Origin of the sequence: Streptococcus sp. HMSC063B03 (assembly GCF_001836965.1) — a bacterium.
GTDB lineage: Bacteria > Bacillota > Bacilli > Lactobacillales > Streptococcaceae > Streptococcus > Streptococcus pneumoniae_F.
The window spans coordinates 39137-52564 of the sequence record NZ_KV831053.1; the positions used below are offsets into that span (position 1 = coordinate 39137).

Annotated in this window: 14 protein-coding genes; 12 read left to right on the forward strand and 2 right to left on the reverse strand. The window is 40.0% G+C overall.

The window, feature by feature from the left end; all coding sequences use genetic code 11:
- Nucleotides 1–167 precede the first annotated feature (167 nt).
- Entirely contained in the window at nucleotides 168–1016 is an 849-nt protein-coding gene (locus HMPREF2628_RS07625) for a putative RNA methyltransferase (RefSeq protein ID WP_070842807.1), read from the reverse strand.
- Nucleotides 1017–1273: 257 nt separating this feature from the next.
- Between HMPREF2628_RS07625 and HMPREF2628_RS07630 the strand changes: the two genes are divergently transcribed.
- The gene (locus HMPREF2628_RS07630) at nucleotides 1274–1552 is read left to right on the forward strand and encodes a DUF6110 family protein (RefSeq protein ID WP_000910910.1); all 279 of its coding nucleotides are present in this window, start codon (nucleotides 1274–1276) and stop codon (nucleotides 1550–1552) included.
- Nucleotide 1553: 1 nt separating this feature from the next.
- The gene (locus HMPREF2628_RS07635; RefSeq protein ID WP_070842808.1) at nucleotides 1554–3617 is read left to right on the forward strand and encodes a heavy metal translocating P-type ATPase; all 2064 of its coding nucleotides are present in this window, start codon (nucleotides 1554–1556) and stop codon (nucleotides 3615–3617) included.
- 76 nt (nucleotides 3618–3693) lie between these two features.
- Here HMPREF2628_RS07635 and tyrS read toward each other — a convergent pair whose 3' ends face one another.
- Nucleotides 3694–4950 carry a tyrosine--tRNA ligase gene (gene tyrS, locus HMPREF2628_RS07640; protein WP_000546884.1) on the reverse strand — a complete coding sequence of 419 codons (1257 nt, stop codon included), beginning with the start codon at nucleotides 4948–4950 and terminating at the stop codon, nucleotides 3694–3696.
- 140 nt (nucleotides 4951–5090) lie between these two features.
- Between tyrS and pbp1b the strand changes: the two genes are divergently transcribed.
- From pbp1b to comGG, 10 genes are all read left to right on the forward strand, one after another.
- Entirely contained in the window at nucleotides 5091–7541 is a 2451-nt protein-coding gene (gene pbp1b / locus HMPREF2628_RS07645) for a penicillin-binding protein PBP1B (RefSeq protein WP_070842809.1), read from the forward strand.
- Between the two features lie 517 nt (nucleotides 7542–8058).
- Complete coding sequence (locus HMPREF2628_RS07650) at nucleotides 8059–9117, forward strand: zinc-dependent alcohol dehydrogenase family protein (protein ID WP_004262493.1); 1059 nt, start codon at nucleotides 8059–8061, stop codon at nucleotides 9115–9117.
- Nucleotides 9118–9266: 149 nt separating this feature from the next.
- Nucleotides 9267–9632, forward strand: coding sequence for a DUF1033 family protein (locus HMPREF2628_RS07655; RefSeq protein WP_000286405.1), 366 nt, complete (start codon nucleotides 9267–9269; stop codon nucleotides 9630–9632).
- A gap of 75 nt (nucleotides 9633–9707) precedes the next feature.
- Entirely contained in the window at nucleotides 9708–10649 is a 942-nt protein-coding gene (gene comGA / locus HMPREF2628_RS07660) for a competence type IV pilus ATPase ComGA (protein ID WP_070842810.1), read from the forward strand.
- Complete coding sequence (comGB, locus tag HMPREF2628_RS07665; RefSeq protein ID WP_083320545.1) at nucleotides 10597–11613, forward strand: competence type IV pilus assembly protein ComGB; 1017 nt, start codon at nucleotides 10597–10599, stop codon at nucleotides 11611–11613. The genes comGA and comGB overlap by 53 nt, the downstream gene beginning before the upstream one ends.
- Before the next feature lies 1 nt (nucleotide 11614).
- Entirely contained in the window at nucleotides 11615–11941 is a 327-nt protein-coding gene (comGC, locus tag HMPREF2628_RS07670; protein ID WP_045606658.1) for a competence type IV pilus major pilin ComGC, read from the forward strand.
- Complete coding sequence (comGD, locus tag HMPREF2628_RS07675) at nucleotides 11934–12338, forward strand: competence type IV pilus minor pilin ComGD (RefSeq protein ID WP_061590174.1); 405 nt, start codon at nucleotides 11934–11936, stop codon at nucleotides 12336–12338. The genes comGC and comGD overlap by 8 nt, the downstream gene beginning before the upstream one ends.
- The gene (comGE, locus tag HMPREF2628_RS07680) at nucleotides 12301–12603 is read left to right on the forward strand and encodes a competence type IV pilus minor pilin ComGE (protein WP_061590175.1); all 303 of its coding nucleotides are present in this window, start codon (nucleotides 12301–12303) and stop codon (nucleotides 12601–12603) included. Before comGD ends, comGE begins: the two co-directional genes overlap by 38 nt.
- On the forward strand, nucleotides 12566–13027 hold the full coding sequence (gene comGF, locus HMPREF2628_RS07685; RefSeq protein WP_061590176.1) for a competence type IV pilus minor pilin ComGF: 462 nt from the start codon (nucleotides 12566–12568) through the stop codon (nucleotides 13025–13027). The genes comGE and comGF overlap by 38 nt, the downstream gene beginning before the upstream one ends.
- On the forward strand, nucleotides 13005–13418 hold the full coding sequence (comGG, locus tag HMPREF2628_RS07690; protein WP_070842812.1) for a competence type IV pilus minor pilin ComGG: 414 nt from the start codon (nucleotides 13005–13007) through the stop codon (nucleotides 13416–13418). The genes comGF and comGG overlap by 23 nt, the downstream gene beginning before the upstream one ends.
- Nucleotides 13419–13428: the final 10 nt, after the last annotated feature.

Genomic DNA, 13428 nt, shown 5'->3' on the forward strand with positions numbered 1-13428 from the left:
ATGGTTATTAAAAGAACTGATTTCAAAGATTTCCACTTAATGTGTATAGAAACTCCAGTGATTTTTGCATAACAAAACGCATAAGATTAAGGTTTTTGTACCTGTTCTTATGCGTTTTTGTAATATTGAAGATTTTCGGTAAGTTGTCTGCTTTTGGGAAGTCTAGTTTAGAATGCTCTCCCAACCAGAATCTCAGCTTCAATGGTAATCTCTGTCAGTTGGCTCCAGTCAATCTTAGTCTGGTCGATGTGAAAGAGGAGAGGAGTCATACTGAGTAGGGCTTGGAGCTGCTCTGCTGTGATAGGCTTGGTTAGTGAGGCAGTTTTACTGGATAAGATAGTGAAGTTGTTTTGGAAATGATTTTTGATATCTTGGTTGGAATAGTCCTTGTTTGTCAGCTGGTCTTGTATCTTCTGACGGATTTCCTTGAGGTGATTTTTAGTTGGAATAACCTTTATCAAGATACCGTCTTTGGATAAAATGCGACGAAATTCTCCATAGTTGGCAGGTGAGAAGATATCAAGCAGGATATCCATGCTAGCGTCTTTTATAGGAAGACGAGCTAAGTCACCAACGAACCAATTGACTGCCCAGTTGGGTTCGCTCTTGGCAGCGATTTGGACGGAATCTTTGGAAATATCAAAGGCATAGAAGGTTTTGTCAGGATGACTTTCTTGGAGTTTGCGAGAATAGAATCCTTCACCACAACCGATATCTAAAATTGTTTTGGCATTTTTTGAGTTTGAAAGTAAATCAGAGACGACCTCTAGAATAGCCTGATAAAAGCCGGCTTCTAGGATTTGTTGGCGGTTTTGAAAATTTTCCTTGTCGTAGTTAGCAGATTGTTTGATTTGAGGGGCTAGATTGACATAGCCGAATTTCGCCAAGTCAAAAGAATGGCGATTGCTACATTTGAGACTACTCTCTACCAGAGTCAGATTTTCTTGACAGATAGGACAGGCAAAGGCAGTCGCAGAAGCAAAACGCTGAAGTTTGGGTTTGAGATTTGTATTCATAGTTTAAGTGTATCAAAAGAGGCAAATGAAAGCAACTTTAGGAATAAGTAGATGGGAGATTCAGTAGAAATAAAACTAATACTCTTCGAAAATCAAATTCAAACCACGTCAACGTCACCTTGCCGTACTCAAGTACAGCCTGCGGCTAGTTTCCTAGTTTGCTCTTTGATTTTCATTGAGTATAATTCTCCAATTTATAAAATGAAATTGCTTTTATATCTAAATTGCTATATAATAATGATAAGGAGGAAATAAGTATGTTAAAAGAAGTATTAACCGTCGCAAAAGTTGCGAAAAAATCATCACTCTTTTTGGGTGGTGTCGCATTTGGTACCCTTGGTTTGAAAATCTTGGCAAGTAAGGAAGCTAAAAAAGGTTATTCTAAAGCTTTGGCTAAGGCTTACAAGTTGAAAGACGGGCTAGATGCATCTGTTTCTGTTGTGAAACAACATGGAGACGATGTCTTGCAAGATGCCAAATATTTGTACGAGCAAGAGAAAAAAGAAGAGCAATTAGATAGCCTTATAGGGGAATAATATGTCTTTTAAAGTGCTACATAGAGGATACCAACATATCCGACTATCATCTTCTTTTTCACTCACCTTGGATATTCAAGACTATCTTCGTTCCTTGGCGAGAGATGAAAAGGGGATTGAGTCTATCCAGTTTTACATGGATCAACAGCACTTTACTCTACGTATAAAAGAAGGCTTTTCTGTATTAGATAATGCAGAAGCCTTTTTAAAAAGAATTGATAAAGGGAAAGTTTCTGAGTTGATGACTCTTCCCATTCGTAGAGAAGAGAGTGCTTATTCTATTGTTTCAGGTGCAGCGATTAAGCGTATACTTTTTCGTAGTTTTGTGCCGTACCCTATTCGCTATATATGGACTTGTTATCAGGCTTTTGGCTATATTAGAGAAGCCTATCAAACACTAGCGCGTAAGGAACTAACGATGGAGGTCTTGGACTGTTCGGCGATTTTATTGTCCTTGTTTATGAACCAATCCAAGACAGCTAGCAATATCATGTTTATGCTTGATTTGGGGAATCATTTAGATCAGTGGTCCTTGAAAAAAACTGCAACAGATTTAGAACAAAGCCTTCTTGCAAAAGAGAGCGATGTATTTCTAGTACAGGGGGATACGGTTGTTAGTATCAAGAGTTCCGATGTTCAAATAGGAGATGTCTTGGTCCTATCTCAAGGAAATGAAATTCTGTTTGATGGACAAGTAGTTTCAGGTTTAGGTATGGTCAACGAAAGTTCCTTGACAGGAGAGAGTTTTCCAGTTGAAAAAAGAGAGTCTGATTTGGTTTGTGCAAATACAGTATTGGAAACTGGAGAGTTACGCATTCGTGTAACCGATAATCAGATGAACAGCCGGATTTTACAGCTGATTGAGTTGATGAAGAAATCTGAAGAAAACAAGAAAACGAAACAACGCTATTTCATCAAGATGGCGGATAAGGTCGTCAAATATAATTTCTTGGGGGCTGGGCTGACTTACCTATTAACAGGTTCTTTTTCTAAGGCTATCTCTTTCCTATTGGTCGATTTCTCCTGCGCTTTGAAAATCTCTACTCCTGTAGCTTATTTGACAGCTATCAAGGAGGGGTTGAATCGTGAAATGGTGATTAAGGATGGGGATGTTCTGGAGAAATATCTGGAAGTTGATACTTTCTTGTTTGATAAGACGGGAACAATCACAACTAGTTATCCTATAGTTGAAAAGGTGTTACCTTTTGGGGACTATAGTGAGGAAGATATTCTCAGAATCAGTGCCTGTCTTGAGGAACACATTTATCATCCTATTGCTAATGCCATCGTCAAGCAAGCTGAGATAGAGGGAATTGAACATGAGGAAATGCATGGGAAGCTCCAATATATCGCAAGCAAGGGGATCAAATCTCATATAGATGGGCAACCAGTTGTTATTGGAAATTATGTCTTGATGCAGGATGAGCAAATTCATATCAGTTCAGAACAAAATGCTTTAATTGAAGAGTACAAGAGTCACTACAATCTCTTATTCTTGGCTTATCAGAATGAATTGATTGGAATGTTCTGCATTCATACTCCTTTGAGAAAAGAAGCAAAAGCAGCCTTGGAGAAACTTAAGGCACAAGGGAAAAAATTGATTCTGGCAACAGGGGACACCCTGGTTAGAACAGAGGAATTAGTCAAAGATTTGCCCTTTGATCAGGTCTATACAGACTTGAAACCTGATGGGAAATTTGAGTTAGTAGAGGAACTGCAGAAAGCAGGTCACACTATTTTGATGGTTGGGGATGGGTTGAATGACTCAGCTGCTCTAACCCTATCAGATATCGGTGTGGTGATGAATGAGAGTGCAGATATTTCTAAGCAGATGAGCGATATCTTATTGTTAGATAATCGCTTGGATTTCTTCCAAGAGTTAGATTGGCTATCATCATCTTTGCAAACACTTATCAAGAAGAATATTCAAGATACCGTTGTCGTAAATAGTAGTTTGATTGGCTTTGGCTTATTTAATTGGCTCAGTCCTTCAAATCTCTCTATCTTACATAATCTAACAACCTTGCGCATTGTACTGCGTAGCCTGTCTATTAAAAATAGGTAGATGTGGTTATCAACAACAAAAAGGAGTTACCTTTCTCGAGGTTAACTCCTTTTTTTATAGGTAAATGTTGAACAGTTTAGTAAGTCAATACAAAGTATTTTTTCTTACCGCGACGGATAACAGTTAGTTCGTTCTCTAACTTATCTGCGTCACTCAAGACATAGTCAAGGTCTTGAATGCGGTCGCCGTTTACGTAGATAGCTCCATTTTGGACATCTTCACGGGCTTGGCGTTTTGAGTTAACCACACCAGATGAGACGAGCAGTTCCACAATATTGTGGTTTTCATCTGCTTGAACTTGGTAGTTTGGCACTCCACGAAGTCCTTGTTTGAGCTCTTTAACAGAAAGGTTTTTGATGTTTCCTGCAAAGAGTTGCTCAGTGATGTTGAGGGCTTCTTTGTAAGCTTCTTCTCCGTGAACAAGTGTAACGACTTCACGAGCCAAGACTTTTTGAGCCAAGCGTTCGTGTGGCGCTGCTTCAAATTGTTTACGAATGTCTTCAATCTCATCAAGTGACAAGAAAGTAAAGATCTTCAAGAAGCGAACAGCGTCTGCGTCCATAACGTTCATCCAAAATTGGTACATTTCGTATGGAGAAGTCTTTTCAGGATTGAGCCAGACTGCGTTTCCTTCTGATTTACCAAATTTCTTACCAGTTGCATCTGTGATCAGTGGAACGGTGATAACGTGGCCAGTCTTATCAGCCTTACGACGAAGCAATTCAGTACCAGCTGTCATATTTCCCCACTGATCAGAACCACCGATTTGTAGCGTTACGTTGTGATCTTGGTTAAGGACGAAGAAGTCATAACCTTGCATGATTTGGTAGGCAAACTCAGTGTAAGAAATCCCTGTTTCGATCCGTTTTTTCACAGACTCCTTACTCATCATGTAGTTGACAGTAAAGTATTTTCCGATATCACGGAGGAAGTCAATGAAGCTGATGCTGCCAAACCAGTCGTAGTTGTTGACCATGACAGCTTTATTTTCCCCATTTTCAAAGTCAAGAAAACGAGAAAGTTGTCCTTGGATAGACTTGACCCAGCCATCTACTGTGTCTTTTGTTTGGAGACTACGTTCAGCATCTTTGAAGGACGGATCTCCGATGAGACCTGTAGCACCGCCAACGAGCGCATAAGGTTTGTGACCTGCTAGCTGCAAGCGACGACTTGTCAAGATTGCGACAAGGTGGCCTAGGTGAAGGCTGTCAGCAGTTGGATCATAGCCAGTATAATAAGAAACTTGACCTTCTTCTAGGGCTTTACGCAAAGCTTCTTCATCAGTCGTTTGAAAAATCAAACCACGCTCTTTTAGCTCATCAAAAATGTGCATGTGTCTTTTCTCCTTTATAAAATATTGTTTCTACCTATTGTATCACAAACTTGAGCAATAGCCTAGTAGAATAGGGAAGAAAGTAGCTATTTTATTGAAAGTTTACCTTTTATGGTATAATAGTTACAGTGAGGAAATCCATGCAAAATCAATTAAATGAATTAAAACGAAAAATGCTGGAATTTTTCCAGCGAGTAAAATCAAAAATAAATCATAGAAAATCAGAGAAAGTCTCAGAAGTGAAGAAGTCGGATGGGACAGGTGGGAAAGTTCTGGCTATCCTAGGTAGCATTTTAGTTGCTATTAAGGGAATTTTGAATACTCTCTTTATTCTAGGCTTTATCGGTGGGCTTTTTGGTGCTGGTGTAGCTCTTGGTTATGGAGTTGCTTTGTTTGACAAGGCCAAGGTTCCCCAATCGGAGGATTTGGTCAAGCAGGTTAAAAATATTTCTTCCATCTCAGAAATTGTTTACGCAGATGGGAGTGTTATCGCTTCTATCGAGAGTGACCTATTGCGAACTTCTGTTTCATCTGAGGAAATATCGGACAATCTCAAAAAGGCTATCGTTGCTACAGAGGATGAACATTTTCTTGAACATAACGGGGTTGTGCCAAAAGCTGTGATTCGGGCGACTTTGGGAACCTTTGCAGGTTTGGGCTCGTCTAGTGGGGGCTCGACCTTGACCCAACAGTTAATCAAGCAACAAGTGGTCGGAGATGCTCCGACTTTGGCTCGTAAGGCTACAGAAATTGTTGATGCCCTTGCCTTGGAACGTAGCATGAGTAAGGATGAAATCTTGACGACTTATCTCAATGTTGCTCCCTTTGGTCGAAATCATAAAGGGCAGAATATTGCAGGTGCCCAGCAAGCTGCTGAAGGGATTTTTGGTATCGATGCCAAAAAGTTGAGTATTCCCCAAGCTGCCTTCCTAGCAGGTTTGCCACAGAGTCCGATTACTTATTCCCCTTATGAAAATACTGGAGAGTTAAAGAGTGATGAAGACTTAGAACTTGGTTTGAAGCGGGCCAAGGATGTTCTCTACAACATGTACCGTACGGGTGCTCTGACTCAGGAAGAATACGACCAGTACAAGGATTATAATCTCAAACAAGACTTCTTGCCATCAGGAACTGTCAATGTTGTTTCGAGGGACTATCTCTACTTTACAGCTATGGCTGAAGCGACAGACCGTATGTATGATTATTTAGTTCGACAGGATAATGTTTCGAGCCAAGAGTTGAAAAATGAAGCGATTCGAAAGGCTTATCATGAGAGAGCTGAGCAGGAACTAAGTAATGGCGGCTACAAAATCACTACAACGATCAATAAAAAAATCCATGCGGCCATGCAAAATGCAGTTGCTAACTATGGTCATTTGGTAGATGATTCGACTGGGCAGCCTGAAGTAGGGAATGTTTTGATGGACAATAAAACGGGGGCTGTTCTAGGTTTTGTTGGTGGTCGTAATTACCAGACTAACCAAAACAATCACGCCTTTGACACCAAGCGTTCGCCAGCCTCTACAACCAAGCCTTTGCTGGCCTACGGAATTGCCATTGACCAAGGTTTGATGGGAAGTGCTAGCATATTGTCAAATTATCCTACAAATTTTGCAAATGGTAGTCCGATTGTGCATGGTAGTAGTAAAGGCACAGATATGGTCAATTTGGGTGATGCTTTAAACTATTCATGGAATATTCCAGCCTATTGGACTTATCGCATGCTTCGTGAAAAAGGTGTCGATGTTAAGAGCTATATGGAAAAAATGGGTTACGAGATTCCAGAGTACGGTATCGAAAGTCTGCCTATGGGTGGTGGGATTGAAGTCACAGTTGCCCAGCATACCAATGGTTATCAAACAATTGCTAATAACGGTGTCTATCATCAAAAACATGTGATTTCTAAGATTGAATCATCTGATGGTAGAGTAATCTATGAATTCCAAGATAAACCAGTTCAAGTGTATTCGAAGGCAACAGCAACGATTATGCAGAGTTTGCTTCGTGAGGTGATTTCATCTCGGATCACTTCAAGTTTCCAAACGGATTTGGCTTCTATTAATTCAAGCTTAGCTCGTGCAGACTGGATTGGTAAGACTGGTACAACCAATGAAGATGAAAATATGTGGCTCATGCTTTCGACACCAAGATTGACTCTAGGTGGTTGGCTAGGTCACGATGACAACCGTCCAATGGCTCAGGGGGCTGGGCATTATCGAAATGCCAAATATATGGCCCACTTGGTCAATGCTATCCAACAGGCAGAGCCTGGTGTTTGGGGCAATGAACACTTTAATCTTGATTCAAGTGTGACTCAATCTCAGGTCCTCAAATCTACAGGGCAGAAGCCTGGCAAAGTATCCGTTAATGGAAAAACAGTTGATCTTTCAGGTTCTACTGTGACGAGCTATTGGGCTACCAAGGCGGGAGCTCCAACGACAAGCTATCACTTTGCTATTGGAGGAAGTGAAGCAGATTACCAAAATGCTTGGTCAAGTATTATTGGTAGTTTCTCATCTACACCAAGCTCAAGTAATAGCTCTAGCAGTACATCAAGTTCATTATCTACACAATCAAATAGCAGAAGATAGAACTATAAAATAGAAACCTCTCTTTGAGAACTATTTTTTCAAGTAAAAAATGAAAATATTATATAACGGTCTTGAATCTCGTTAAGAGAGAAGCAAGACCGTTATTGTACTTTTAAAGACAAACGCTATTATCAAAATTGTTGGTAAAATGTAAATTATCAAGTGAGTTTTGTAGCCTAGATAATATTGCAGAGATTATTCGTAATTTTAGTATAGAAATTTACTGAAAGTGCAATTGTTTGGGATGTCCTAGTTTATTAATGATATAGAAGAATATTCTCCATCTATCAGTAATATCATTTTTGTTTAGTCGTTTTATGTTAATCGAAAGTTCTTCTGGAGTAGTGAAATTTCTCTTTGTTAAGGATAAAAGCAGACTAGCTTCTGCTTTTTTATCTATATTTCTTTACCGGTAAATAAAAAAGTTAAAAAAATCACAAAAATACTTGAAGAAACAAATGAAAAGGCTTACAATTGTATTATAAATAGTACAAATAAAAAAACGGAGGAGTGCTTTATGAAAGCCTATACTTATGTTAAACCAGGACTTGCTTCTTTTGTTGACGTTGACAAACCAGTGATTCGCAAGCCAACAGACGCTATTGTGCGTATCGTAAAAACCACTATTTGTGGAACAGACCTCCATATTATCAAAGGGGATGTTCCCGCTTGCCAAAGTGGTACCATTCTTGGTCACGAAGGAATTGGGATTGTTGAAGAAGTTGGAGAAGGAGTTTCGAACTTCAAAAAAGGCGACAAGGTCTTGATTTCTTGTGTTTGTGCCTGTGGTAAATGCTACTACTGTAAAAAAGGAATTTATGCCCACTGTGAAGACGAAGGGGGCTGGATTTTCGGTCACTTAATTGATGGTATGCAGGCTGAATATCTACGTGTCCCTCATGCAGATAATACTCTTTACCATACTCCAGAAGACTTGTCAGATGAAGCCTTGGTTATGCTATCAGACATTCTACCTACTGGATATGAAATTGGTGTCTTGAAAGGGAAAGTAGAACCTGGTTGTAGTGTAGCCATTATTGGTTCAGGCCCTGTTGGATTGGCTGCTCTCTTGACAGCTCAATTCTATTCACCAGCTAAATTGATTATGGTGGACTTAGACGATAACCGCTTGGAAACTGCTTTATCATTCGGTGCGACTCATAAGGTTAATTCTTCAGACCCTGAAAAAGCCATTAAAGAAATTTATGATTTGACAGATGGCCGTGGTGTAGATGTCGCTATCGAAGCTGTTGGTATTCCTGCAACATTTGATTTCTGTCAAAAAATTATCGGTGTAGACGGAACAGTTGCCAACTGTGGTGTACATGGTAAACCAGTTGAATTTGATTTGGACAAGCTTTGGATTCGCAACATCAATGTAACAACTGGTTTGGTATCTACAAATACAACTCCACAATTGTTGAAAGCTCTTGAAAGTCATAAGATTGAACCAGAAAAATTGGTAACTCATTATTTCAAACTAAGTGAAATTGAAAAAGCCTATGAAGTCTTCGGTAAGGCAGCAGATCACCATGCCATTAAGGTCATTATCGAAAACGATATCTCAGAATCCTAAGAAACAAAAAGTTTTTATCATATAAGTAAATAGAAATTCAGTCATCATAAGATGGCTGGATTTTTTATCTGGAAATTAAGAAATGAGCATATTTCTTTTCTTGTCTGGCGGAATTGGTTATAATATACGGTACAAAGGAATGAATGAATATGTATCGTGTTATAGAAATGTACGGAGATTTTGAACCTTGGTGGTTCTTAGAAGGTTGGGAAGAAGACATTGTAGCAAGTAAGAAATTTGACCAGTATTATGATGCTCTCAAATACTACAAAACTTGCTGGTTTAGATTGGAACAAGAATCCCCTCTTTATAAAAGTAGAAGTGACTTGATGACTATTTTTTGGGATCCAGAAGATCAACGCTGGTGTGATGAATGTGATGAGTATTTACAACAATACCATTCTTTGGCTCTTTTGCAGGATGAGCAGGTTATCCCAGATGAAAAATTACGTCCAGGCTATGAAAAACAAACAGGTAAGGAAAGGCACCGTTCTTGCCGTATGAAATTAAAATAGAGAAAAAGTAACTTTTTGGAGTTGCTTTTTTTATTTTTCCAAATATTTGCGAATAGTATAGGTGAGGAGGTAAGTATGGTTCAAGAAATTGCACAAGAAATCATTCGTTCGGCTCGGAAAAAAGGGGCACAAGACATTTATTTTGTCCCCAAGTTAGACGCCTATGAGCTTCATATGAGGATAGGAGATGAGCGCTGTAAAATCGGTTCTTATGATTTTGAAAAGTTTGCGGCTGTCATCAGTCACTTTAAGTTTGTGGCGGGTATGAATGTTGGAGAAAAGAGACGTAGTCAACTTGGTTCCTGTGATTATGCCTATGACCAAAAGATGGCGTCTCTACGTCTATCTACTGTAGGCGATTATCGAGGGCAGGAGAGTCTGGTGATCCGCTTGTTGCATGATGAGGAGCAGGACTTGCATTTTTGGTTTCAGGATATTGAAGAATTGGGTAAGCGGTACAGGCAACGTGGTCTCTATCTCTTTGCTGGTCCAGTTGGAAGTGGCAAGACGACCTTGATGCACGAATTGGCCAAGTCTCTCTTTAAAGGACAGCAAGTTATGTCCATAGAAGATCCGGTAGAAATCAAGCAGGACGACATGCTCCAGTTGCAGTTGAATGAGGCGATTGGGCTTACCTATGAAAATCTCATCAAGCTTTCCTTACGTCATCGACCAGATCTCCTGATTATTGGAGAAATTCGGGACAGCGAGACGGCGCGTGCAGTGGTCAGAGCTAGTTTGACAGGGGCGACAGTCTTTTCAACCATTCATGCCAAGAGTATTCGAGGTGTTTATGAGCGCCTGCTAGAGTTGGGTGTGAGTGAGGAGGAATTGGCAGTTGTTCTGCAAGGAGTCTGCTACCAGAGATTAATCGGGGGAGGAGGAATTGTTGACTTTGCAAACAAAGACTATCAAGAATACCAGCCAACTAGGTGGAATGCGCAGATTGACCAGCTTCTTAAAGATGGACATATCACAAGTCTTCAGGCTGAAACGGAAAAAATTAGCTACATCTAAGCAAAAAAATATCATCACCTTGTTTAACAATCTCTTTTCCAGCGGTTTTCATCTGGTGGAGACAATCTCCTTTTTAGATAGGAGTGCCTTGTTGGATAAGCAGTGTGTGACCCAGATGCGTACAGGCTTGTCTCAGGGGAAATCATTCTCAGAAATGATGGAAAGTTTGGGTTTTTCAAGTGCCATTGTCACTCAGTTATCTCTAGCGGAAGTCCATGGAAATCTCCACCTGAGTTTGGGAAAGATAGAAGAATATCTAGACAATCTAGCCAAGGTCAAGAAAAAATTAATTGAAGTAGCGACCTATCCTTTGATTTTGCTGGGATTTCTTCTTTTAATCATGCTGGGGCTACGGAATTATCTACTACCACAACTGGATAGTAGCAATATTGCCACCCAAATCATTGGCAATCTGCCACAAATTTTTCTAGGAATGGTAGGCCTTGTTTCCGTACTTGTCCTTTTAGCACTAACTTTTTATAAAAGAAGTTCTAAGATACGCGTCTTTTCTATCCTAGCACGCCTTCCTTTTCTTGGAATCTTTGTGCAGACCTATTTGACAGCCTATTATGCGCGTGAATGGGGGAATATGATTTCACAGGGAATGGAGCTGACGCAGATTTTTCAGATCATGCAGGAACAGGGTTCTCATCTCTTTAAAGAAATCGGTCAAAATCTAGCTAGATCCTTACAAAATGGTCAGGAATTTTCTCAGACGATAGCGACATATCCATTCTTTAAGAAGGAGTTGAGCTTGATTATTGAATATGGGGAAGTCAAGTCCAAGCTGGGTAGTGAGTTGGAAATCTATGCTGAAAAAACTTGGGAGGCCTTTTTTACCCGAGTCAATCGCACCATGAATTTTGTGCAGCCACTGGTTTTTATCTTTGTGGCTCTGCTTATCGTTTTACTTTATGCGGCAATGCTCATGCCCATGTATCAAAATATGGAGGTAAATTTTTAAAATGAAAAAAATGATGACATTCTTGAAAAAAGCTAAGGTTAAAGCTTTCACACTTGTGGAGATGTTGGTGGTCTTGCTCATCATCAGTGTGCTTCTATTACTCTTTGTACCTAATCTGACCAAGCAAAAAGAAGCAGTCAACGACAAAGGAAAAGCTGCTGTTGTTAAGGTGGTAGAAAGCCAGGCAGAGCTTTATAGCTTGGATAAAAATGAAGATGCTAGCCTAAGCAAGTTACAAGCAGATGGGCGTATTACTCCTGAACAGGCTAAAGCCTATAATGAATACTATACTAAAAACGGAGGAGCAAATCGTAAAGTCAATGATTAAGGCCTTTACCATGCTGGAAAGTCTATTAGTTTTGGGTCTTGTGAGTATCCTTGCCTTGGGCTTGTCCGACTCTGTCCAGTCCACTTTTGCGGCGGTAGAGGAGCAGATTTTCTTTATGGAGTTTGAAGAACTCTATCGGGAAACACAAAAACGTAGTGTAGCTAGTCAGCAAAAGGCTAGTCTAAACTTAGATGGGCAGACGATTAGCAATGGCAGTCAAAAGTTGACAGTTCCTAAAGGAATTCAAGCACCATCAGGACAAAGTATCACATTTGACCGAACTGGGGGTAATTCGTCCCTAGCTAAGGTTGAATTTCAGACCAGTAAAGGAGCGATTCGTTATCAATTATATCTAGGAAATGGAAAAATTAAACGCATTAAGGAAACAAAAAATTAGGGCAGTAATTTTACTAGAAGCAGTCGTCGCTCTAGCTATCTTTGCCAGCATTGCGACCCTTCTTTTGGGACAAATTCAAAAGAATAGGCAAGAAGAAGCAAAAATCTTGCAGAAAGAAGAAGTTGTGCGTGTAGCTAAGATGGCACTGCAGACAGGTCAAAATCAGGTAAACGTAAACGGAGTTGAGATTCAGGTATTTTCTAGTGAAAAGGGATTGGAGGTCTACCATGGTTCAGAACAGTTGTTGGCTATCAAGGAGCCATAAAATCAAGGCTTTTACCCTGTTAGAATCCCTGATTGCCCTCATTGTTATCAGTGGAAGTTTACTTCTCTTTCAAGCCATGAGTCAGCTCCTCATTTCAGAAGTTCGCTACCAACAGCAAAGCGAGCAAAAGGAGTGGCTCCTGTTTGTGGACCAGTTGGAGGCAGAATTAGATCGTTCGCAATTCGAAAAAGTGGAGGGCAATCGCCTTTATATGAAGCAGGATGGCAAGGAAATTGCGATAGGTAAGTCAAAATCGGATGATTTTCGAAAAACTGATGCCAGTGGACGAGGATATCAGCCTATGATTTATGGACTCAAATCCGCACAGATTACAGAGGAGAATCAACTGGTTCGCTTTCATTTCCAGTTCCAAAAAGGCTTAGAAAGGGAGTTTATCTATCGTGTGGAAAAAGAAAAAAGTTAAGGCAGGTGTTCTCCTCTATGCAGTCACTATGGCAGCCATCTTTAGTCTTTTGTTACAATTTTACTTGAACCGACAAGTCGCCCACTATCAAGCCTATGCTTTAAATAAAGAAAAGTTAATCGCTTTTGCTATGGCCAAACGAGCCAAAGATAAGGTTGAGCAAGAAAGTGGAGAACAGGCCTTTAATCTAGGTCAGGTGAACTATCAAAACAAGAAAACAAGCTTGGTGACAAGGGTTCGTACGCCTAAGAGCCAATATGAGTTCATCTTTCCTTCCGTCAAACTCAAAGAAGAGAAAACAGCTAAAAAGGAAAAGGTAGTGACTGATTCAAGTAATCAAGCAGAGAAGACAAAATCAGAAGAGAAAGTTGAAAAGAAAGAGAATTCCTAGCCAATCAAGC